Below are 23,976 nucleotides of genomic sequence, written 5' to 3'. Positions count from 1 at the left end.
CACCTTATGACAGGACAAGCTGCATTGTTGTTCTTTAATCAAAGAACAAAGCCTAGGATTTATTTATTATTCAGCAATGATTTTTGCAGATTCGATAACCACATTTTCAAGCGGAACGTCAGCGTGGTAACCACGGTTGCCAGTACGAACACCTTTAATTGCTTCAACAACATCCATACCTTCAGTCACTTTACCAAATACGGCATAACCCCAACCTTGTGCAGTTTTACCTGTATGGTTAAGGAAAGAGTTATTTTTTACGTTGATAAAGAATTGTGCAGAAGCAGAGTGAGGTGCTTGTGTACGTGCCATCGCAATCGTACCTTCGTCATTGCTCAAACCGTTGTCAGCTTCATTTTCAATTGAATCACGCGTTGTTTTTTCTTTGAAGTTTTCATCCATGCCACCGCCTTGGATCATAAAACCGTCAATAACACGATGGAAGATTACGCCATCATAAAAACCATCACGAACATATTCTAAAAAGTTAGCAACAGTTTTTGGTGCTTTTTCAGAGTTAAGTTCAAGAACAATACGTCCTTTGTTGGTGTTTAATTCGACTTGAGGAAAACTCATTCTATAATCTCCTAATCATGACGAAAAATGTCATGGGTTTTTGGTTGAGAGAAGCATAAGCAAACTGTAAACTACATAGCAAGTAAAAATGTGAAATTCTTTTGTTAAAAAGGATAAAATCGCATTTTCTATATTCAATTTTAACTTTTAGAAGTGATTTATCAACTATGAAGCCAAATGATGTTGTTTCAGAACTGCCGAAAAGCCCGACAAATAATGCCAGCCCTGTCGATAATGCGCAGCAAGAACAACAACCGGGCTTAGATTTCGTACGTCAAGTGATTACTGATGATCTATCAACAGGTCGTACACAACAAGTCGTGACTCGTTTTCCACCTGAGCCAAATGGTTATTTGCATATCGGTCATGTTAAAGCGATTTGCTTGAATTTCGGTATTGCCGAAGAATATGAAGGTTTATGTAACTTACGTTTTGATGACACTAATCCAGATGCTGAAGAACAAGAATATGTCGACGGAATTGCCAACGATGTAAAGTGGTTGGGCTTTGAATGGAATGGTGAACCACGATATGCATCAAGCTATTTTGACCAATTGCATGCTTGGGCAATCCAGTTAATCAAACAAGGTGATGCTTATGTAGATTTGCAAAGCCCTGAAGAAATTAGAATTAATCGTGGTAATTTCGTAGAGCCAGGTAAAAACTCACCTTATCGTGATACTTCTGTTGAAGAGAATCTTGTTCGTTTTGAAAAAATGAATAATGGTGAATTTGCTGAAGGCGAAGCAGTATTGCGTGCCAAGATTGATATGACATCTCCAAATGTGCATATGCGTGATCCAATTTTATATCGTGTACTTCATTCAGAACATCATCAAACAGGTGATAAATGGAAAATGTACCCAATGTATGACTATGCGCATCCATTGTCAGACGCGATAGAAGGCATTACACACTCTTTATGTACATTGGAGTTCCAAGATCACCGTCCATTCTACGATTGGATTGTTGAAAAAGTTCATTCTAAAGCTGTGCCACGTCAGTATGAGTCTAGCCGTTTAAACGTAGATTACACCATTACGTCTAAGCGCAAATTACGTAAGTTGGTTGAAGGCAATTATGTTAATGGTTGGAATGACCCACGTATGCCAACTGTTGTGGGCATGCGTCGTCGTGGATTTACTCCTGAAGGTTTACGTGATTTCTGTAAGCGTGTTGGTGTGTCTAAAACGGATGGTATTGTTGATGTGGCAATGCTGGAGTTCTGTATTCGTCAGTCGATTGAAAATACAGCAGCGCGTGGTATGGCTGTATTAAATCCTTTGAAAGTGACATTAACCAATTTACCTGCGGATATGGAACTCAATCATGCACGCCATCCAAATGTTGATATGGGTGATCGCATTATTCCTTTAAGCACAGAAATCTATATTGATCGTAAAGATTTTGAAGAAGTGCCACCAAAAGGCTTTAAACGTTTGGTTCCAGATGGTGAAGTTCGTTTACGTCATGCCTATGTGATCAAATGTGACGAAGTGATTAAAGATGAAAATGGTGAAGTTGTTGAGCTGAAATGTTCAATTGACCCTGAAACTTTAGGTAAAAATCCAGAAGGTCGTAAAGTAAAAGGCGTTATTCATTGGGTCTCTGCAACTCAAGGGATACCTGCCGAAGTGCGTATTTATGATCGTTTATTTACAGAAGCTGCGCCTGATGCTGATGATGATTTCTTGAAGTTTTTAAATCCTGAATCTTTAAAAATCGTACAAGCAGTGGTTGAACCTGCTTTGGCTCAAGCAAAACCAGAAGATCGTTTCCAATTTGAACGAGAAGGTTATTTTGTTGCAGATCAATATGACCATGCAGCTGAAAAACCTGTGTTTAACCGTATTCTGGATTTGAAAGACAGCTTTAAGCCGGGTAAATAATGATTGCGTTGAGCATTCAATCATTCTCGATTTAAAACCTAGCTTCGGCTAGGTTTTTTTATGTTCAATAAAATTGATTGAGCTGAGGGATATAAAAGCGATATATTAAACGTACAAATAATAATCAGGGTCAGCCAATGTCTTCTCAATTTGATGCAGTTACGGTGCGTATTAAACCCAATATCCATTATAAAGGACGTTCGATTAGCTATGTAATTGAATGCCAAGATGGTTCAAAAAAAACATTAGGGGTGATTTTGCCCACAGACAAACCTTTAACTTTTGAAACACATGTCTGCGAAAAAATCGAAATTATTTCTGGAAAATGTTTTGTAAAAAGAGAGCAGAGTGAAGAAACTGAGGTGTATCATCCAGGTGAATTTTTTACAGTTCCTGCAAATAGCCGTTTTAGTATGCAATCCACAGAAGTAGTCGATTATATTTGTCATTTGGAATAAGCCCATTCTTTGTTGCAGTATGATCAGTGAAGCTCCGTAAAGGTAATCAACTTAAATATTGACAACGCGACCGTAAATAGATCATAGCATTTCTCAAAATATGAGGCTGTGAAAATACCTTAACAATAAAAATTTCAATAATGATATTGATGAATTAAAATTATTTTTGACCTTTGGTATAAGTTAAATTTTAAATATTTAAATCAATTATTTATTAAAGTTTTTAAAATACTCTTGCAGATATTCAATTAAAACTTTGACTTTGTTTGGCATGAGTTTTCGATCAGGGACTACAGCATAAATCGAGGTAGGTTCCACCGTAAATTCAGGAAGAACATGGATTAATCTCTCAGTCATTAAATCATCGTGAACATGCCAAAAAGAGTGATTTGAAATGCCTAGACCTGCCAATGCGGCTTGACGCACACCTTCACCAGCGTTGGTAATAAAGTGTCCTTTGACATGAATATTTAATAATTTATCTCTTTTTAAAGGATCAATAAAGTTCCATGTATCAGTGATGCCTTTTTGATGGCGTTGAATGATACAGCGATGTCGCGCTAAATCTTCAATATGCTGAGGTGTGCCGTACTGCTCAAGGTATTCTGGAGAGGCGCAGAGTAAGCGCTGATTGATACATAACGGTTTAGCAATTAACGATGAATCTTGAAGTTTTCCAATCCGAATTGCAATATCCATTCCTTGAGCAATCAAATCTACGTTCTGATCATTAAGATCTAAGTTTATCGACAATGCTGGATGTTGCTTTAAAAATTCAGCAATCACTTTAACCAGTATTTGTACACCGAAACTCGCAGGCGCTGTGAGATTAATATTTCCAACAAGCTGTTGATCGCGATGTTTAAGATTTTCAGTCAATATCTGAAAACTTTCTAGTAGCGGTTGCCCATGTGCAATCAACGTCTTAGCTTCTTCAGTCAAACGCAATTTACGGGTAGTGCGATAAAATAGCCTAAGCGATAAGTGATGTTCTAATCGTTGAATGCGCTGACTTGCCACTGAAACAGCGATATTGGCATGCTTTGCTGCTTGGCTGATCGAGCCAAGTTCAGCAACACGAAGAAAGAATTGAAAATCTTCTGTATTCATTTTCCATAAAATCGAAAAAGTATTTTTTGATTATCCAGATTTTTTAAATAAATTGAAATTGCTATTTTTGCAATATCGATTATTGAAACAAGGTGAATGGTCATGAAATATAATCTTCTAGGAAGTTCGGGATTAAAAGTATCCGAGCTTGGTTTTGGTGCGGGAACTTTTGGTGGAAAAGGACCTTTATTTTCTGCATGGGGACAGACCGAACAAATTGAAGCCAATCAAATGGTTGCATCTTGTATAGACGCAGGGATTAATTTTTTTGATAGCGCTGATGCCTATTCAGAAGGTGAGTCAGAGAAAATGCTAGGAATTGCATTAGCACCGTATCGACAAGATGTAATCATTTCAACCAAAGTGGGGATTCGTAAAGATCCCCAAGTGAATCAAGTCGGTTTTAGCCGTGATTATTTAATACGTGCCGTTGAGCAATCACTAAAGCGTTTAAATACCGATTATATTGATGTATTACAGTTACATCAGTTTGATAGTTTCACTTGCCTAGAACAACTCATGAAAAGCTTAGATGCGTTAGTGCGAAGTGGAAAAGTACGTTATATCGGTGCTTCAAATTTTTCAGGTTGGCAATTAATGAAGGCACAATCAATTGCAGATCGTTATGGTTATGAAAAAATGGTGGCTCATCAAGTCTATTATTCGCTGATTGGGCGAGACTATGAATGGGAGTTGATGCCTTTAAATCATGATCAGCACATTGGTGCTGTGGTTTGGAGTCCTTTGGGGTGGGGACGTTTGACAGGAAAGTTTGATCGAGAGCATCCCATCCCAACTCAAAGTCGTTTACATGCAACAGCGCAGTTTGCACCACCAGTAAATGATCAATATCTCTATGATGTTATTGATATTCTAAAAGAGTTATCGTTGAGTACAGGTTATTCAGTTGCACAAATTGCATTAAAGTGGTTGCTTACGCGCCCTACAGTTTCTACAGTATTGATTGGTGCTCGTAACCAGCAACAGCTACAAGATAATCTCATTGCAAAAGATGTCATATTGACAGAAACACAGTTACAGCGTTTAAATCAAATCAGTGCAGTATATCCACCATATCCATATTATCCGTATTGGAATGGTCAATTCTCAGAACGCTATCAAGCTTTAGTAGAATCTTCATTCATTCAAAACTAAACTTTTAAATTGATTAACAAAAACCTGATACTGATTCATACGTAGTTGTGTTATCAGTATCATCCTATTGATCCAATTGTTATTCCTATAAATTAAATAGAGCCATAAGAATGAATCCAACCATTGAAACACAAATGTTAATTCGTAAACCTGTAGCTGAGGTTTTTAATGCTTTTATAGACCCAGCTATAACCACTAAGTTTTGGTTTAGCAGTTCCACTGGACCACTAAAAGAAGGAAAAATTGTGCAGTGGAGTTGGGATAAATATCAAGTAAAATCGAAGGTCATGGTTTTTAATATTCTTGAAAATAAATTGATTCAAATTGCATGGGGCGAAGATCCTAAAACGTCTGTAGATTTTATTTTTGAAGCGGTCAGTGTTGAGCAAACTTATGTCACGATTCGTAATTATGATATCCCATTGCAGGGTTCTGAATTGATTAAATTTATTATCGATGCGACTGGTGGATTTACGACGGTATTGGATGGTCTAAAAGCATATTTGGAACATGGCTTGGTGCTGAATTTGGTCGAAGATAAATTTCCACCTTTTTAAAAAACGAGAACATCATATCTCATGATTTGGCACTCAGTTTTTACTCGAATTGGGTGCTATAGATTGCTCATTATATAAATGAATAAAGCCTAAAACTTTTACTTTTTGGTGTGTTGGTCTTTCAACGAAAGGTAGGCAGGAAGTTTAAGTTTTGATTGAGCCCTGAGTTTCAGTTTTATATATAACACCAATGCAAAGCATGTGGTTGCCACGGTTAAGAATAATCCATTCATATAGGTCATGATTGAACTAATATAACCAATTGTGGTTAAACGATTCATCATTTTAACCACTTGTGGACTACTTTCTACCCCTGTGATTGCCCAACTACAAAGATGTTCACAATTATTGATAATTAAATGATAGCTGTTTTCATGCATACGTGAGCGCATACGGCGTACGACATGGCGACCCGAAAACTTGGGTTGCTCATAAAGACGTATGTGAATGGTTTTACCATGCGAGAATTTTTCGAGAGAGGTCATTTCTATAGGACGTTTTTTAAAGAAATGTGCAAAACCAGAATAATGAATCACACGACCTCGTCCTGCATAAATACCATGATGGCTATAGCCAAAATGTTTGACGATTAAATGTGCTCCAATCGGATATTTGATTATTTGTTTTGTCTGCATATTTCACTCAGTTCAAATAAATTGTACACATGTATTTAATTGAAAGGATAGAATGATTATAGCGATGCGTAATGAATTTAATAGCCCTTAAAGTGCTAATTAAGTAAAAAATTACATTTAAAATGCAAAATAGCATACATTATGAATTAAAAAATTGAAAAGATGATTTGGAATTAAAGTTTATGCGTTTGAGATATTGGATCTATACCTTTTTGACCAGTATAGGATTGAGTACTTTTCCATTTCAGCTACATGCTGAGACGACTTATACTAAAATCAGTAAAGATCAGAAAGTGATAGCAGATGTGGTTCGAATTGATGATCTGAGTAAGCTACAGTTATTCCTCAAAGATCCACAGGCTCGACCCTATAAGAAATTCGCTGCGTTACAAAAGAACCTGAAGCAATGTAATATCAGTTTTGCCATGAATGCAGGGATGTATCATGCCAATTTTACACCTGTTGGGCTGTATATTGAGCAAAACAAACAACAGGTCGAATTAAATCAACAAAAGAATAAATTTGGTAACTTCTTTATGCAACCCAATGGTGTGGTGGCATGGAATGATCATCGAGCTGTCATTCAAACCACAACCCAGTATCAAAAGTCTAAGTTTAAAGCACGCTTTGCGACACAATCTGGTCCGATGCTGGTCATCAATGGACAAATTAATCCAATCTTTGTAAAAGACTCAGACTCGTTGAAAATTAGGAATGGGGTTGGAATTAAAAATAATCAGCTCTATTTTGTGATTAGTCGTGGCAAAATTAATTTTTATGAGTTCGCTGATATTTTTAAAACACAGCTCAAGACTGATCAAGCTTTATATTTAGATGGAAGCATTTCAAGTGCATACATTCCACAAGCAAAAAGGAATGATCAAATATATGACTTAGGTCCTATGTTTGTTTATACAGAAGCTGAGCAGTGTCATTAATTTTGGATTAAAAAATAGCAGAAGAATATATGGATGTAGGTAAAGACACATCCATATATTGTTGTTGATTAAATTATTTAACCATCCCAAAAATTGATGATTGTGCTTTACATGCTTTGATCGCATCTTCTTTTGGCATTTTTTTGATTTCTTCTTCAAATGCCTTTTTCTGTTCTTTCAGCGAATCTTCAGGAATACCACTTTGTTTTGCTAAATCTTCCATATGTTTCCAAGATTCTTCGCATTCCTTTGGCAAGCCACCACATGCTGTTAATGCTGTAGTTAAAGCAATCATTGCTGTTAAATTCAATAATTTCATATTATTACCCTTAAATTGAAAATTGATTTTTATTCATATTGATCGTTAAAGTTTTTAGCATTTATAAATGACGATGAAATGAATTCTTTGAATAAAAAAGACTTCATTCTTCAAATATATACGCCAGAATGAAGTCTACGCTAAAAAATAAATTTATCCAAATCGTTGTTTTTAGAACCGATAGCCGATTTTTAAACCATAGCCAATGGCATTATTGTTTCGATAGTCACCTTGTTGTGCGATTTCAGAAGCACCTGGAACAGGAATATAATATGTTCCATCCTGTGCTGTTGCATCGCCAATCCATTGATATTTAACCCCACCAGCAATAAAGTAATCAGCAGTTGGATTATATTGAACACCAATCCCCAATCCCCACCCACCTTTGGTTGGATTTAATACTGAAGCAGGATTACCTGTACCAGAGTCCCATGACACATCCGCTGAAGCTGCCCATTTTTCAGTAAACTGATGTCCCAGACCAAGTGTTAAATTGTATTGGTCTTTTTGATAATCATCGAGATTGAATCCTCCTGAATACAATCCTTGGCTCAGTTCAGCCGTTGCGAGTTCGGTTAAGGCACCGAATTGGGTAGGGCGAATTTTAAAATCTTTCCAATTTACCCAACGCGCATTTAAATACGCAATTGTGTCTTTATAAACACCAGTTTGTAAGTCAACATTGACGGATTGAGGTGTATTGATTTCAGTTGGTTGATCCCCAGTAAAAGCCAATGCTTCACCAAAAATCGTTTCTTGCGCATCAATTTTATGTTTGATTTTAGAACGGTAGGTTACTGCGGCTTTTAAGGCAATTTCGGGTATTTGAAAAGCTGCACCTGCCATCCAACCTACAGCACTGTCTTGTTTGAATTTTGCATCGTAGCCATTAAACACACTCATCGAATTGCCACGTAAAGATACTGATCCTTTTACAGTTTGATAAACGCCACCGCCATACAAATTAAAATGTGTATTCGGCTGAAAACCGAATAGCATCGTAATATTTTGTGTATCTACATCGGCAGAAGTACCTTTCATGGTAATTTCATTATCCGAGAAAGTATTATTCGTACGTAAAGGATATTCAATATCTGCACCATACGGTTGATCGTAAATCACACCAAAAGAAACTTTTGGCGCAATTTGAAGTTTCAATGTTGCATTATAGTATTGGAATGAGCGCGCCATATTGCCAGTACTTAGATCATTGCTACCTGCATTGACCAAATCTGGACGATTGCGAACTTTACCAGAAACATCTGGATCAACAGCGGAAATGCTGGCTTCAAAATAGTTTTTGTCTTCAAGAAATGCCAGTATTGATTGTCCTGATTGATCCATGGCAGCCGCCTGAGCATAAGCTGTTGAAAATAGAGTAAGTATACTGAGAAGGAGGGGCTGTGTTTTCATGCTGTTCGTTCCTTGAATTTTTTTGTTATTGCGGTCATAAAAGTCAAATAAAATAGCAACCATTAAACTATCTTAAGTAATTAGTTTCACTGGTTTTATTTAGGGGCTGTGGACATTTCATAAATGGCTTGCGTTGTGGGTTAAAATTGAGCAGGCAAGGCATGAAATGAAGAGAATAGCGAGACTATTATTAAATTTCATAACGCAGCCTGAGATAATTTTAACCACAACCCTGAGCAAGAACAAAGCACTGCTTTGTTTGCAGCGCAAGGCGTAGCGGGGACTAGCGTGTTTTGTGTCGCTTCGTCGTTCCCTTGCGAAACAGTGTTTCTCATCATTTAGAATGACTAAATTTCGTATTTCGTGCCTAGAATCGCCTAAAAAACACACCTAGTCGCAAACATAGACGAATTGTCCACAGACCCTAAGCACTTTATAAGGTGAGTGAAGCATTTTTGATCATGTGAAAAAAGGGGATGAGTGACCAAATAAAGGGGGGATTAACGGACAAAGTGAGATTGTTCTGTATCTAAGATAAACAGTTTGATATGGCATTTTGTGCTTAATCAAAGTTTAATGCTGGCTGTGCATCTGGTTGTATTTGGCTAAAATCAACACTTAACAGATCATGAAAATACATTGGTGAAGTTTATATATCAGTATGAAATTGCAGAGATTGATAGCATATTGATTTAAAATTTATTAATATTTAGCTTGAACGATTTAAGCCTGAATAGGATTTGCATATTACTATGAATTATAAAAGATCCTCTGTCATGGAAGAAAAAATGCAGCAGAATCGAGAGATGATTTTATTGTCAGCTCGTGAACTGGTGGCACAAGGGGGATTTAAAGATGCGCAAATTCAAGCAATTGCAGATCGTGCTGGTGTTTCAAGTGGCTTAGTTTACCGCTATTTTGAAAATAAAAATCAAGTGTTGATTGAAGTTTTAAATGCCGCTATTCATATCGAAGTGAATATTCTGAATGATATTGCTCATACTGAATTAATGGCTGTTGAAAAATTGCATCGTGCAGTCACAACTTTTGTTAAACGTGCAATGAATAGCCCACGACTGTCTTATTCTCTGTTGTTTGAACCTGTTGATCCACAATTTGAGCTTGAACGTTTCCAGAGTAAGCAGTTGATTAAAGAAAGTATTATTAAAATTTTAACTGAGGGAAGACACTCAGGTGAGTTTATTTTTGAAGATTTAAATACCACCGCATTGTGTATTGTAGGTGCAATGACATTTGTGGTGATCGAACCGCTCAGTATTGCGAAAACCAAGCGCTTTGATAAAACCTATAAAGAATATTTTGTTAAACAAATTGCTGATTTTTGTCTGCAAGCCGTTAAAGTTAAACATACGATCGTGTCAGAGTCTTAATTACTGATCTATTAATTATCAATCAGTTACTTAAAAATTAAAACTTAGAGGGGTAAATCATGGCAAAGGACTTTAATCATCCCGTGGTTGTAGAAAGTTATGATGAGCATATCCGCAAGTTGATTCCTGGTTACGAACTGATTCACTTACAAGTTCATGCTTTACTGAAAACCTATTTGCCTCAACAAGCCCATATTTTGGTGGTGGGATGTGGTACAGGATATGAGTTGCAGTACTTGGCAGAGCAATTTCCGCAATGGAATTTTACAGCAATTGATCCTGCACCCAACATGATTGATAAAGCCAAACAACATATTGATGGTTTAGGGCTTTCATCAAGAATTGAATGTATCGTTGGTGATACCTCTATATTGCACAATATCGACACAACCTTTGATGCCGCATTGGCGATTTTGGTATCACATTTTGTGCCTGTAGAAAGCAAATTAGACTTTTTTAAAGATATTTCAAATAGCCTAAGCAATACAGGCTTATGTTTAAGTGTAGAGCTCACTCAATTTGAAAATGAGCAACAGTTAGACAGTCTAAAAACTTTGACATTGGATTCAGGATTACATGAAAAGCAAGTAGAGATTATGGCTGATCGTATCACTCAAGATTTTGCATTAATTCGTCCAGACGAGATCATTGATTTGTACAAACAGGCTGGTTTTGCTTTAGTAAAAAGTTTTGCACAAGTGCTCAATTACTATGGTTTTATTGGGTTAAAGTATTCGATAGGCAGATAGAACTTTTATCATCGAATTTTAGTGATCTTCGCTGTGTCTAATTCTAATATCTATACTGGGTATTTTATCAAAACGATTGGTTTCGATTTAATCCCAGTATAGATTTATTCAAATTTACGATGCAGTTATTTATCCTTTGAATCTTTTTCAGGCTCTTTCACCACATTGACATCATATAAATGTGCAAGGGCTGAAAGTAGGCGAATTTTAGGATCTGCGTTTGAAATGCTGATGATTTGATCTGCATCAATATCAATCAGTTTTTCAGCACTGAAATATTCCAGAACATATTCAATCTGGGTATCAACTTCAGTTTCGTCCCATTTTAAGAAAAATGCTTTATGGATCAAGGGATATTGTTCAATCACTTGTGAGCATAAGGTAGATTTTTCAATTTTAAACATCTGTTCTTCAGTGTGCTGTTTAAATACTTTTGCGATTAAAGCAGGCAGAATAAAGGTGTGTAGGATGTTATTACTAAAATATTTGAGTAAGCCGACTTGTATATCACTGACTTTTACCCAACGTTCATTGTCATGTTCAATCAACTCAACTTGTTTGAGTTTCATGGCATATTGAATGATTTCTTTGTTGGAGAGTTCAGTGATTTGCATACGATCATCATAGCGATGATGTTTCAATAAATTGCGGAATTGTTCTAAACGAACCAAAACTTCTCGTTCAGCCAAACTATGCGTTGGTGCGTTTAACAACACCAAAGAAATCAAACTGATTGGATTGATCACAACCGCTTTGTTGATATTTTCCAAAATATCGATTGCAACATCATTCACTGTGGCTTTGACACTGTCAGGAATTTCATCATGCAATCCGACATGTTGCGGTGCTTGATTCTTTTGCAAAATATCTTCAAGAAAAACAGGCTCACCTAGATTGACATGTACCACACCAAATACTTTTTCGATTTTTTGAATAGATTTTAATAAACCAAATAAAGATTCAGCTTGTTTCTTTTGACCGCCCAATTCTTTGATGTATGAACTTCCTTCAATCAGCTTTTCATAACCAAAATATGTAGGAATAAAGGCAATTGGTTTACTGTTTCCACGTAGATAACTTTGAATCGTCATTGCCAACATCCCTTTTTTAGGCGGCAATAATAATCCAGTTCGTGAGCGTCCACCTTCTATAAAGTATTCCATCGGTGTATTGCGATTTAACATACTGTAGATATATTCTTTAAAAACAGCGGTATATAACGCATTTCCATTGAAGCTACGGCGAATAAAGTACGCACCTGCGCCACGCATTAACTGTCCAACGATAGGCATATTTAGATTAATACCTGCCGCAATATGCGGAACCATCAATCCACGGTTATAAATCACATAGGACAGCAGCAAGTAGTCGATATGGCTACGATGACAAGGGGTGTAGACAATCTCATAATCTTTGGCAAGTTCGCGCACCGTATCAAAGTTATGTACTTCGATTCCATCATACAATTGCGTCCAAAGCTTGGTTAATGCAATCTCAGCAAAGCGTAAGGTTGAGTAGGAAAAATCAGAAACGATTTCATCTAAATATTTGTGTGCTAAGTTTTCAGCTTCATTGATGCTGATTTTCTTGTGAATACTTTCATTTAAAATAGCTTCTTTTATGGCTTCAGTGGTCATCAATTTATTGATGACATTGCGACGATCTGAAATATCAGGACCAAGAATGGCTTCTTTATAACCATTAAATTGTTTATTCAGCTCGGTAACCACATAGTGAGCAGGTGAGAAATTCGGTGTAAGCTCGATTGCTGAATTGATCAATTGACGTAGAGAAATCGCTTGATGGAACTCGATATAATTTTCACGCCCATACAACGTGATATTGAGTGCTTGTTTGATACCTGTCGGTTTTGCCCAAGCATCTGCCATCAATGCCTTATACCAACTGTCTTCATTTTCAGGCGCACGTCCCCATAAAATTGTGGTCGGGATCAGCAATACATCTTGTTCTGGATGCTTCAACAAAAATTCAACCAGACGAATGATTTTATCTGGGTAATAAGCTGAAGCATTACTTTTTGTTGGCTCTAAAGTAATAAATGAATCATCTTCTTGGTAGTCAGATGAGAGCTGAAGTGGTGCAAAAGCTGGGCTGAGTTTTCTCTTTTCAGTTTCATTATCGATCAAGACTTTATTGGATGTAGAGTCGTCTTGGATAACATAGCAAATTGGAAAATGAGGTGTATTTGGATCGTTAATTGTATTTTCAAGTGTTTGTGTATCACCCAAAACTTGTGGGCTGACAATTTTATCTAAGATTTTTTTTGTAAATTGACGGTAAAATTTTTGATAAGCACTGCTTGCCATAATCTTCTCTTCAGATGAGTTATGGGGTTATTATGCTTGAAATAATATACAAATATATACTTTGATTTGCTGACAATTCAGTCAAATACATTGCGTAAAAACTAAACTTATGATTTATATGAATAAACTATTTTATTGTTGCTATAATTAAATTCAGTTACTGAATGTCAAAGCTACATAAAAAAGCATTATGATAGATTGATATAAATTAATTTTTAAATTCAAGGAAAGACCATGTCTACAGATCCAAATTTCCCAAGCACAGAAAATTTAGGTATTGCTGTATATGCCAATAATGCTGAATCGATTGGTAATACACCACTGATTCGTATCAACCGTTTGATTACGGGTGGTGCGACTGTATTAGCAAAAACAGAAAGCCGTAATCCTGCGTTTTCAGTGAAAGACCGTATTGGTGCAGCACTTATTGCTGACGCAGAAGCCAAAGGGCTTTTAAAGCAGGGGATGCATATTGTTGAGCCAACAAGTGGTAATACAGGAATTGCATTGGCATTTGTAGCAGCAGCAAAAGGTTATGAAATTACTTTGACAATGCCTGCCAGTATGAGCCTTGAACGTCGTAAAGTATTAAAAGCTTTAGGTGCAAACTTAATCTTAACTGAACCAGCAAAAGGGATGAAAGGTGCGGTAGAAGAAGCTGTACGTTTAGCCACAGAGCAACCTGAAAAATATTACTTACCGCAACAATTTGAAAATCCAGCTAATCCAAAAATCCATGAGACGACAACGGGTCCAGAGATTTGGGCTGCAACAGGTGGTAAAGTTGATATTCTTGTGGCTGGTGTGGGCACTGGGGGAACAATTTCGGGGATCTCTAGTTATTTTGAAAATGTTAAAAAACAGGCGATCCATTCAGTTGCTGTAGAGCCAGCAGACTCTCCAATCATAGGTCAAACCAAGCGTGGCGAAACGCTAACACCTGGTCCACATAAGATTCAGGGGATTGGTGCAAACTTTATTCCTAAGAATTTAAACTTAGATTTGGTCGATGAAGTGATTGCGATTGAAAACCAAGTTGCTATTGATTTTGCACGCAAAAGTGCAACTCTGGAAGGTATTTTTGTGGGGATTTCAAGTGGTGCAGCATTAGTAGCAGCGGCACAATTGGCAGCTCGTCCTGAAAATGCAGGAAAAACCATTGTCGTAATATTACCGGATGCTGGTGAACGCTATTTATCTTCAGTATTGTTTGAAGATATTTCAGCGGATTAAACGCCAATAGCCAGTAACTGTATCTGATCGACAATACACTTAATGGTGAAGTCGACAAAAAACAAACCCTCTCATACATAATTCAGAGAGGGTTTTTTGATATTTAGATGTAGGCGATGCTCAACTTTTTAGAGATATTGCCAAATCTTGCGCTGCAAACAAAGCAGTGCTTTGTTTGCAAAGTTAAGTTGAATTAATTTTAACTTTATTCTGGGGATTGATATTAGATTTTAGTGCTAAATTTTATAACGAAGATTTTAACTGTTTTTCGTGCTGTTTCACTTGTTTGGCATATCTCTTACCTTGGCGTTTCATTTTACGATTTGATTCATAATTTGTAGGACCCACATTGTAATAACCTAAAGCTTTTTTCCAACTTCCTGCAGATTGGTTATATTTCGCTAAGATCATGGTTCCGCAGCGTACATTGGTATATTCATCAAATAGATCGCCCGGGCAAGCTTGTTGCCAATAACGTGGCATGACCTGAGTTAAGCCAACCGCTCCAGAAGGTGAAGTCACATAGCTACGATAACTGGATTCTTGGCGAATTGTAGCTGCAATCAGTAAAGGATCAACATCATATAGATCTGCACTTTGTACAATAAAAGGTGAGACTCGATTTGCAATATCAGGAGAAACTGAATAAGCCTTTTGTATACCTGTAGAAAGTTTAGCTGCACGCTTTTGCACAGAACCACCGCCTAAAGACGAACACGCCGTAATTGCAAGTGTCACACAAATGATAGAAATTATTTTTAATTGATACTGAAGATTCAAAACAAAACCAATACTGCTGATCTAAGATTGGTCATGATGGTAAGTGTCCAATTTATACCTGTCAATCTCACTATATCAGTAGATTTATTCACGATTTGTATCTTTAGCTTTGAACGACTTGTTATTGAGCAATTACAGCTTTGGAAATATTTTATTTAAATTAGTTTAATAAATATAATTTTTATTTGTGATTGAAATTAAATAAAGCTCTTTGAGTATTAAGAAGAATTTGATAAAAAATGTTTATGCTTATGGTTCAAAGATATAAAATTTATCCAATAAAGACAATTAAAGATTGGTAAGGTGAAGAGTGGGATGTGTATGAAGAGCGAAATACACAAGCTGGGATTATGATCTACAAAGGTTCGATGTATGAGCGAATTGCAAAGAGTCAATATATTTTCATTTTGACCGATGGTTTGGCTGAGTTTTTAAAGAAATATGATTTGGCTAAATCAATGAAATTACTCGGATTGCTAATTAAAATAATCACTAGATTTAGATGTGCATTGGGTCTTCAAAAAAATATGAGTATACAGTATTCAATCAAAGAGATTGCGATAGGACTCAATAAAACTGACCAAGAAATTTTAACTGCTTGTTCTTATTTAAAAGAATTATTAGGTGAAAAAAAACGAGTTCCTCTTCTAAATTGGGTAAGAACGCCTAAACAGGAATTAAATACACTTTCTATAAAAGAATTATGCGAAAAATTTAATTTAACTATGGGGGCGGTAATGTATCGGAGAAAACTATTGAAAGGAAATGAAACATAATGAATTATGTAGATAAAATTAAACATGGACAAAATATGATCTTTTTTGTAGAATGTGTTTAATTTAGAACAACTATACAATTAATCATGTTTAATAATATTTATTTTGCTTTGGAAAAATTAGGTCTTACTGCTCAAAAACGTGCTATCCATGCGTCTTTTTCAAATACTGAACTTAATCAACTAGTATTTTTACAACGCGTTGATGGGATACATGCCATCAATGATGGGATGAACTTACAACTGATTTGTCTATCTACGCTGAACGATATTGCATTAAAACGCTTTATTGGCTGTCGTGTAGCCATTGATGTGGTCAATGATCGCTCCGAACTCAATCGTATTTCAGGAATTGTCACCAAAGCTGAGGTGGGTGCCTCTGATGGTGCTTTGACGATTTATCGCCTCACGGTTGAAGATCCAACCGCACTATGGAAACAGCGTAGAAACTCGCGCGTATTTATGAATATGTCTGCTTTACAGGTAGTCGAAGTTATATTTAATGAATGGCGAGAAAGATCTCCACTGTTTGCTTCAAGTTTGACTTTGGATAAAAGCGGTCTAACTAAAGATTACGATATTCGACCCTTCATTATGCAGAATAATGAACGAGATATAGATCTTATTCAAAGGCTTCTAGCATCGGAAGGCGTGACCAGTTTAATTGATGAAGCACAGCTTAAAGTGTCTCATTTTAATGAACCCATCCAGCCTCAAAAGCTTCGATTGATTGATGACAATACTCAATACGAAAGTTTAGAACGACGCACGATCCGCTTTCATCGAAGTTCATCTATAGAGACTAGCGATTCGATTATCAATTTTACAGGACAACGCTCCCTTCAACCGACGTCTGTGCATATCCACCGTTGGCAAGCCGATATTCTTGAAACCGAAGAAGGTGCGGGCAATGTACAAAGCAAATATCAGCACAGTGACCAGTACGATAACGCCAGTCTAGGCTTAGAACAAGTATGGCACTTTAGCCCTGCATGGACTCAAGACTTAAATGGAGAAGATGGTGTAACGCCATCGGGCAACAGTCAGGTTGAACGTTTTAACCAAAACCTCAGCAATTACTACGATGCCCAAGCCAAACAATTTATCGCAACTTCAACGGTACGAGATGCGCAGGTGGGTTATCACTTTGAGCTAAAAGGGCATCCTCAAATCGATCAAAAAGATTCTGCCGATCGGCAATTTCTGATCATCTCCAAAACCTTTTATCACCAAAATAATTTACCCAAAGATCTGAGCAATCAAGTCGACACTTTGTTAAAACAAAGCCATTGGCAAATCAGCAATATCACCACAAACAATAGCGAAGAACGCCAAGCCAATCAGCTCATTCTACAACGACGTAATATTACAGTTGTTCCTGAATATAATCCCTTAACTCAAAGACCCGCAGCCCATCCAATGCGAGCGAGAGTGGTTGGTCCAAGTGGAGAAGAAATTCATGTCGATGAATGGGGACGTATCAAAGTTCGATTTTTATTTACTCGCAATGAAGACCACAGTCACGATGGTGGCGCAGGCGCGAACGACAATGATACCGACTCAGCTTGGGTCGATGTACTCACTCCTTGGGCAGGCGAGGGCTATGGAGCACGCTTCTTACCGCGTATTGGAGAGTTGGTCATAGTTGACTTCTTTGCGGGGGATATTGACAGACCTTTTGTGGTGGGACGTATTCATGAAGGATACCGTTATCCAACCAAGTTTGATGACAAAGGCAAGTTACCCGATACCAAGAAGTTGGCAGGGATTAAAAGTAAGGAATATCAGGTTAGTGGCTATAACCAACTGAGATTTGATGATACCACCAATCAGATCAGCAGTCAGTTACACAGCAGTCATGGCGCAACTCAACTCAATCTTGGCAACCTCAGTCATCCAAAAGAGACAGATAGCAGCGAAGGTCGAGGAGAAGGCTTTGAGCTAAGAACGGATCAATGGGGTGCGGTACGTGCAGGGCAAGGTTTATTGCTGAGTACTTATGCTCAGGATTCAGCATCAGGCAATCATCTTGATGTCTCTGAAACGCAGTCACAACTTGAATCGAGTCTCAACAACACAAAAGCACTAAGTGAAGTTGCCAAGCATCAACAAACTGATCCTTTAGAGGTTTTAGAAAATATCAAAGGTTTTATCGAAACTTTGACTGAACAAGATCCGAAAAAGGCAGATGCATTTAAATCCGCAGTGATGATGTTAACTTCACCGAATTCTATAGCTATGTTGACCAATAGCGACGTTCATCTTTCAGCAGATGGGCAAATCAGCCAGCAAGCAGGCGAAAGCATGAATCTCAGTACGCAGAAATCTTTGATTGCACATGCAAGTGCTAAAATCAGTCTGTTTGCAGCACAGGAAGGTGCAAGGCTATTTGCAGGAAAAGGTAAAATTGAGATTCAGGCACAAGGTGATGCAGCAGATCTAATCGCACGTAAAGGCATTCAAATCATTTCGACAGAAGATACGATTTATATCATTAGTCCAAAAGAAATTAAATTGATCAGTGATGGCACTGAATTAAAGCTCAATGGTTCGGGGGTGTTTGCAACCACAGGTGGTTTGTTTGAAGTAAAGTCTGGACAGCAGAAACTTACATCGTCCGCTTCGATAAATCCACCTAGTTTAGATTTGCCTGATTGCTCAGCAAAACAAGGACATGCCGCTCAAAATGGATCAGCAAAGGTGATCTTATGATGGCTGAGCATTACCTAGAACAGACAAGCATTTTGCCTGAAAATAATTCAGTGGAAACGATTTATCAAAAAATGCAGACAGTGTTCTTTCAGCATGGTCGATTACTGGTATTGCTTGATGAGACTTTAGCACCAGATATCTTTGATGATCTAAAAAATAACTTGAGAGTAGATCAGATTATTTATATTCCGCTAGCTAAGGGGAATGGATATAAAGATACCAGTCTGTTTTTTATTGAAATATCAGATGAAAAGATATTGAAAGACATTGGATTTGAGCTGGCTGAACACTTACTCAAGCATTTTGATATTGCAAATGATCGGTACTTGGTTCACGGTTTTGGGGCTTCTCAATATGAAAATGATGAATTAAATCGAAGATTTAAAACGACATTGGTATTGCAAGATATAGAGTCCAAAATTTTATTTCGTTGGTACGACCCTCGTGTGATGATTTATTTAGATCAAATATTCAACGAATTGCAGTTAAATAGTTTATTGGCAAATTTTATCCAGTGGCATTTTATTCACCCGACGGGGTACTACCATTGGGAAAATATAGATCAGAAAAAATTACAACTTAAAGCGATCAACAAAATTAATGTGCAACAATCTCTACAACTGGATTTAATTGAAATCAGTAATACTGTTTTTAGGAAAGCACATGAATTAGAACAGATCGACAGTCATGATTTAGATCCTCAAAAGATTCTAAAAAACTTATATCAAGCTCATGAGCAATATTATATTAAAAAATATATTGATTTGCTAAGTTATGGTTTATATGCGGAGCTATTAGGGCAAGGCTTTATACAACATCCTCATGTTGTAAATGTGCTTAAACAGTATTGGAATATTGAACCTGAAAATTATAATTTTACCGAAGCGATGAATTTTATCGCTGAAGACGATTGGGCATTGATTAAAACAGAAATATTTGAATAAGGAGAATAATATGGGTGGTGATAAAGAAGCTTTCGCAAGAAAAGAAAATAAAAAAGCAGAACAACGTAGACAGCAAGATGAGATTTTGGCTGCACCAAATGCGATTACCAAAGCAGCGAATGCTGCAATACAAGTCAATCAACAGACTTCTGATGCAAAAGGCAGTAAAGATCAATGTAATTTTTGCCGTAAATTAGGATTACAGATTTTGCCTTTGCGTTACACTGTTACTCGAGATAAAGCACCTCAGCTTAATTCTCAGCTTGGAAAAAATGTAAAAAACGTTGCCTTGTCGTATTCACAATATACAACTGAAATGATCGATTCTGGTTATGTGTACGCCATGATCAAAAGAAAAAAAGGTTATGAATGGAGTGGCTACATCGTGACGCCAAAGGGGTATTTGTCATCCTTCCCATTGGATAAACCTGCACCCGTATCTGTACTTGAGTTTGCCTGTCAGGGAAATGAACATGCGGTATTTGCTTCATTTGTCACAGTAGAATATATTGCAACAAATTTGGCAGAAAAAGCGTATTTGATTTATACCCATGCGCCCATGACTGATAAAAAAAGAGAGGAATATCAAGCCAAAGCGGATGAATATGTCAGTTCAGGTAAATGGCAGTCTGTGGATGTTGCAGCATGGGCGAAAGGAACGTCTCAACAGCAACATTGTTTAAACAACACGACCTTAAAGGGTGGTATCAGCCAGCCTTTTTCATTTGGTACTGATCGTTGGAAGCAGCTCGTGACGAAATTCACTGAAAAGCCGAAAGCTTTTTCAGCTGTTGTGTTATATGACCCCGTTGGAATCACGATAAAATTAAATGAATATCGAAATGAAGCTTATGTCCCTGTAGATGACTATTTAGAAGCAAAAGATAAATATGGTGTCACCAATCAGCGTAAACTGGACTCCGTGCAACGCGTGGAAAGCATAGAAGGTTCATTGCTTAAAAATAAGGAAAAAACCGTACAGCGTGAAAATGAAATTCATGAACAAACAGCACCCGCCATTGAAATAAGATATAAAAGCAATTTAAATGCGATTGAGCAACGACTTATCTATGCGAGGAAATGGAATAATACAGCAGAAATTGAGCAACTTGAACAAAGCAAAAAATTGTTGATCGAAGAACATGAACGTACCATGAAAAAACGGGCGGGTCACGGTGAAGAAGTTGGGGAAGCCAATTACCAAACTGACCGCAAAGTTCTACTCGATAATTTAAACTATAAAGAAATTGAAGCGTTTAAGCAGGAAGTAGCTCAAAAATATGACACAGCTTTAAAGGTTGCCAATCAACGTGCTCAAGAACATTTAAATTGGGTGGTTTCTGAAAGTTTATTGGATGCTTTAGATGCCTATGATCAAAAGGATTTACAGAGTGGATGTGCTTTTAAAGCGCATGTAGCGACCATGCTATTTGGAATGGAAGGTGCTGAAGCAGGTGCAAGACAGTTGGATGACTGGGTTAAAAAGCCAGATTATGAGCGTAAAAATTTATTTATACGTGGTTTGTATAGTAATCAGTTAGAAGCCAAAGCCAAGCATGAAGAACTGAAAAAAGCTGCAACAGATTTGACCGCTGTGGGTATAAAAGCCATGAAAGGTACAATCGACTTTTTAAAGAAAACCGATTCTGCATGGGATGAATGGGCAAGAAATCAGGGGATCGACAAAAATAAAGGCAATATTGCATTCTCTAAAGTCGAAAAAAAGGTCATGCTGTATGTTTCTAACTTTGCCCGTGTTGTATTTCGGGCAGGTATGGGGTCAACTGCTGAAAGTCGATTTGTCGCTGCAATTTCGCAAAAACTGTTGTTTGCTCAGATGGGTGAGTTGGCAGGAAAACTAAGATTTGATCAAGTTGTACATAATATAAACCCTGAAAAATTAAACTCTGGAAATATCAAACTTAGTCCTGAACTTGGTGAAAGAGTCGGTGGTCAGCTTTCAAAAAATACAAAGGAAGCAACAATGCGTTCTTTGGATGTATTGATCGATGATGCGATGGTAAAAAAGCAACAAGTGGCATTAACTTTAGAAGAAATTGAAAAAACGGGTAGTAAAGGTATGGCGAACCATACCAACAATTATCATCAGGTACGCGCATCAGGCATTCTGGTATTTTTAGAGGCGATTAATTTAACGCATATGCTTAGCTCTGGAAAATATAAGGATAATGTACAAATTGCAGCTTTGGTGGCATCTGTATCTGCGTTGATGGCTTTTGCTTTGGATATATTCTATGGTTTGGCAAAAGGAGTGCGTGAAGTTGCAACTCAAACTAGCTATGGTGGTGCAGGCGCAGCAGCTACACGAGGCGCAGCAAATATTCAAAGAGCGGGTATCAAATGGGCAGCAGGGAGTTTGAGTGCTATTGCTGGAAGTATTACTTGTGCTTTAGATTTATTTAAAGCTCAAAATTATGAAACTAAAGTAGATTCAGTGAATAAGTCATTAATGTTCCTTTACTATACTAGAGGATTAGCAGGAGCTAGTGGAACAATATTTGGATTATTGGCGGCATTGACTTATATTGGACCATTGATGAATTATCTGGCTCGTGTTGGGGGAAGCCCAACTATTCAAAGATTGGGCGCAAAAGTTTTTGGTGAAACTATGGCTAAATATAGTGTTAAAAAGCTTACTCGAGAAATAGTCCGTAATGTTTTATTACGTGGTATTTCATGGGCTAGTGGTGTAGGGTTAATTTTAACTTTAGTCGAAGTCGCCTTTTTAATATATATGGAGGCAAAAAAGCTTCAGCGATGGTGTGAATATTCTACTTTTAGAACTTTAAAAACCAATCAACTGATGTCCGAACAGCAAGAAATCGAAGATTTTCAAACCTTATTTGCTTAATAAGAGTAGTTATAATATGAGTTTAAAAAAAACAGACAAAATCATTGACGAATTGTCTGACAGACTATTTATTGTTGAAGGAAAAGTCACAGACTTGCTGACCAGCGAAACTATGCAAAACTTAAATGCCAGTAAGCAAACAGCTACAGGTGCAATCGCGGTGGGTTCAGCACTGGTCGGACAAATTGGGAGTGCCGCTTTAGCCAGTTTCGCTGCCAGTGATGAAGGGATAGAGGTAAGTGATTTTGCTATAGAAATCACTGATAGCAGTAATCAAAAGCATTACTTTAAAGGGTGTTTCCCAGTGGTCATATTTAAAAAAGACGATATGGTTAAAGTCATTGCAGAACCACTTTCGGGACAAAATAAATATGCTCGTGCAGTAGCTGTTATTGATCAACAGAACAATTATACATGGACTGGGCAAGAGGTTGTTAAAGGAAGGATTCGCTATAGAGTTTTTGTAATGAAATTATTTGGAGCCATTAGTATCATTGTAGTAATTTTTGCTTTGCTTTTTGATTTTTTTATAACAAATTCAATAAAGCAAATGTTAATTAATAATATTGGTATTCAAATCATTTCTTTTTCATTTATATTAGTTTTTATATTCATTGGTTGGCGAGTAGGTGCTAGCTTTGATGGTCAAAGTATAGAATTAGAAGCAATATTAAAAAAATTAGGATTTAATAAACCTAGTCGAATGGATTTACAACATTATGCTCTCAATGATTTGAGTTGGAAAAATAAAGATAAAGATTTTATCCATGAGCGTTGGAAAGATTATACCTACCGTATTGATTTAGCCAAACAATATGACGAAGAAAAATATGGAAAAAAATGAGCTTAAAAAAAACAGACAAAATCATTGATGAATTGGCAGAAAGACTGTTTATTGTTGAAGGTGAAGTCACAGACTTACTGACCAGTGAAACCATGCAAAACTTAAATGTGAATATGCAAACGGCTACAGGTGCAATAGCGGTGGGTTCAGCGCTTGTTGGACAAATTGGGAGTGCCGCTTTAGCCAGTTTCGCTGCCAGTGATGAAGGTATAGAAGTGAGTGATTTTGCCATCGAAGTTACTGATAAAAGTAATCAAAAGCATTACTTTATAGCTAGTTAAATAAACTATGCTACATTT

Annotated in this window: 20 protein-coding genes and 1 pseudogene; 14 read left to right on the top strand and 7 right to left on the bottom strand. The window is 37.0% G+C overall.

Features of this window, described 5'->3' with window-relative positions:
• Positions 1 to 66 precede the first annotated feature (66 nt).
• A complete protein-coding gene (locus F938_RS11025; protein WP_004830577.1) occupies positions 67 to 576 on the bottom strand; it encodes a peptidylprolyl isomerase in 510 nt (169 codons plus the stop codon).
• 167 nt (positions 577 to 743) lie between these two features.
• Between F938_RS11025 and F938_RS11020 the strand changes: the two genes are divergently transcribed.
• Together F938_RS11020 and ppnP are read left to right on the top strand one after the other, a co-directional pair.
• On the top strand, positions 744 to 2,465 hold the full coding sequence (locus F938_RS11020) for a glutamine--tRNA ligase/YqeY domain fusion protein (protein WP_005031816.1): 1,722 nt from the start codon (positions 744 to 746) through the stop codon (positions 2,463 to 2,465).
• A 137-nt stretch (positions 2,466 to 2,602) separates the two neighbouring features.
• A complete protein-coding gene (gene ppnP / locus F938_RS11015; protein WP_004830579.1) occupies positions 2,603 to 2,923 on the top strand; it encodes a pyrimidine/purine nucleoside phosphorylase in 321 nt (106 codons plus the stop codon).
• Positions 2,924 to 3,130: 207 nt separating this feature from the next.
• Here the strand turns inward: ppnP and F938_RS11010 are convergent, their stop codons facing one another.
• Positions 3,131 to 4,033 carry a LysR family transcriptional regulator gene (locus tag F938_RS11010; protein ID WP_005031813.1) on the bottom strand — a complete coding sequence of 301 codons (903 nt, stop codon included), beginning with the start codon at positions 4,031 to 4,033 and terminating at the stop codon, positions 3,131 to 3,133.
• A 102-nt stretch (positions 4,034 to 4,135) separates the two neighbouring features.
• Here F938_RS11010 and F938_RS11005 point away from each other — a divergent pair, with 102 nt between their 5' ends.
• A complete protein-coding gene (locus F938_RS11005) occupies positions 4,136 to 5,188 on the top strand; it encodes an aldo/keto reductase (RefSeq protein ID WP_005031811.1) in 1,053 nt (350 codons plus the stop codon).
• A 110-nt stretch (positions 5,189 to 5,298) separates the two neighbouring features.
• The gene (locus F938_RS11000) at positions 5,299 to 5,745 is read left to right on the top strand and encodes an SRPBCC domain-containing protein (RefSeq protein WP_005031809.1); all 447 of its coding nucleotides are present in this window, start codon (positions 5,299 to 5,301) and stop codon (positions 5,743 to 5,745) included.
• A gap of 98 nt (positions 5,746 to 5,843) precedes the next feature.
• Here the strand turns inward: F938_RS11000 and F938_RS10995 are convergent, their stop codons facing one another.
• Positions 5,844 to 6,380, bottom strand: coding sequence for a lecithin retinol acyltransferase family protein (locus F938_RS10995; protein WP_005031807.1), 537 nt, complete (start codon positions 6,378 to 6,380; stop codon positions 5,844 to 5,846).
• 182 nt (positions 6,381 to 6,562) lie between these two features.
• Here F938_RS10995 and F938_RS10990 point away from each other — a divergent pair, with 182 nt between their 5' ends.
• Positions 6,563 to 7,318: a phosphodiester glycosidase family protein gene (locus F938_RS10990; protein WP_005031805.1), complete on the top strand. Its 756-nt coding sequence runs from the start codon at positions 6,563 to 6,565 to the stop codon at positions 7,316 to 7,318.
• 73 nt (positions 7,319 to 7,391) lie between these two features.
• Here the strand turns inward: F938_RS10990 and F938_RS10985 are convergent, their stop codons facing one another.
• Positions 7,392 to 7,637, bottom strand: a complete 246-nt coding sequence (locus tag F938_RS10985) for a hypothetical protein (protein ID WP_005031802.1) — start codon at positions 7,635 to 7,637, stop codon at positions 7,392 to 7,394.
• Between the two features lie 171 nt (positions 7,638 to 7,808).
• Complete coding sequence (locus F938_RS10980) at positions 7,809 to 9,050, bottom strand: OmpP1/FadL family transporter (protein WP_005031801.1); 1,242 nt, start codon at positions 9,048 to 9,050, stop codon at positions 7,809 to 7,811.
• Between the two features lie 752 nt (positions 9,051 to 9,802).
• Here F938_RS10980 and F938_RS10975 point away from each other — a divergent pair.
• Both F938_RS10975 and F938_RS10970 read left to right on the top strand, forming a co-directional pair.
• On the top strand, positions 9,803 to 10,441 hold the full coding sequence (locus F938_RS10975) for a TetR/AcrR family transcriptional regulator (protein ID WP_034715301.1): 639 nt from the start codon (positions 9,803 to 9,805) through the stop codon (positions 10,439 to 10,441).
• Between the two features lie 59 nt (positions 10,442 to 10,500).
• The gene (locus F938_RS10970) at positions 10,501 to 11,190 is read left to right on the top strand and encodes a class I SAM-dependent methyltransferase (RefSeq protein ID WP_005031796.1); all 690 of its coding nucleotides are present in this window, start codon (positions 10,501 to 10,503) and stop codon (positions 11,188 to 11,190) included.
• A gap of 125 nt (positions 11,191 to 11,315) precedes the next feature.
• Here the strand turns inward: F938_RS10970 and plsB are convergent, their stop codons facing one another.
• A complete protein-coding gene (plsB, locus tag F938_RS10965) occupies positions 11,316 to 13,517 on the bottom strand; it encodes a glycerol-3-phosphate 1-O-acyltransferase PlsB (RefSeq protein WP_005031794.1) in 2,202 nt (733 codons plus the stop codon).
• A gap of 234 nt (positions 13,518 to 13,751) precedes the next feature.
• On the opposite strand from plsB, the gene cysK reads away from it, so the two are divergent.
• Positions 13,752 to 14,750: a cysteine synthase A gene (gene cysK / locus F938_RS10960; protein ID WP_005031792.1), complete on the top strand. Its 999-nt coding sequence runs from the start codon at positions 13,752 to 13,754 to the stop codon at positions 14,748 to 14,750.
• Positions 14,751 to 14,993: 243 nt separating this feature from the next.
• Here cysK and F938_RS10955 read toward each other — a convergent pair whose 3' ends face one another.
• Positions 14,994 to 15,530: a lytic transglycosylase domain-containing protein gene (locus F938_RS10955; protein ID WP_010591799.1), complete on the bottom strand. Its 537-nt coding sequence runs from the start codon at positions 15,528 to 15,530 to the stop codon at positions 14,994 to 14,996.
• A gap of 317 nt (positions 15,531 to 15,847) precedes the next feature.
• Here F938_RS10955 and F938_RS10950 point away from each other — a divergent pair, with 317 nt between their 5' ends.
• The 6 genes and pseudogenes from F938_RS10950 to F938_RS10925 all read left to right on the top strand — a co-directional run.
• Entirely contained in the window at positions 15,848 to 16,306 is a 459-nt protein-coding gene (locus F938_RS10950; RefSeq protein WP_005031787.1) for a hypothetical protein, read from the top strand.
• Between the two features lie 86 nt (positions 16,307 to 16,392).
• Positions 16,393 to 19,017 carry a type VI secretion system Vgr family protein gene (locus F938_RS10945; protein ID WP_005031784.1) on the top strand — a complete coding sequence of 875 codons (2,625 nt, stop codon included), beginning with the start codon at positions 16,393 to 16,395 and terminating at the stop codon, positions 19,015 to 19,017.
• Positions 19,014 to 19,961: a DUF4123 domain-containing protein gene (locus F938_RS10940; RefSeq protein ID WP_005031782.1), complete on the top strand. Its 948-nt coding sequence runs from the start codon at positions 19,014 to 19,016 to the stop codon at positions 19,959 to 19,961. The genes F938_RS10945 and F938_RS10940 overlap by 4 nt, the downstream gene beginning before the upstream one ends.
• 10 nt (positions 19,962 to 19,971) lie before the next feature.
• Positions 19,972 to 22,833, top strand: coding sequence for a T6SS effector BTH_I2691 family protein (locus F938_RS10935; protein WP_005031780.1), 2,862 nt, complete (start codon positions 19,972 to 19,974; stop codon positions 22,831 to 22,833).
• Positions 22,834 to 22,849: 16 nt separating this feature from the next.
• Positions 22,850 to 23,677 (top strand): putative type VI secretion system effector, encoded by an 828-nt coding sequence (locus F938_RS10930; protein WP_005031778.1) that lies wholly within the window; start codon positions 22,850 to 22,852, stop codon positions 23,675 to 23,677.
• Positions 23,674 to 23,946: pseudogene (locus F938_RS10925) on the top strand (hypothetical protein); the annotation flags it as partial. The gene F938_RS10930 and the pseudogene F938_RS10925, both read left to right, overlap by 4 nt.
• Positions 23,947 to 23,976 lie beyond the last annotated feature (30 nt).

The organism is Acinetobacter bereziniae LMG 1003 = CIP 70.12 (genome assembly GCF_000368925.1).
In the GTDB taxonomy this organism is placed as follows: Bacteria; Pseudomonadota; Gammaproteobacteria; order Pseudomonadales; family Moraxellaceae; genus Acinetobacter; species Acinetobacter bereziniae.
The sequence above is the reverse complement of the archived record's forward strand: the minus strand, read 5'-3'. Positions and strand labels throughout refer to the sequence as shown.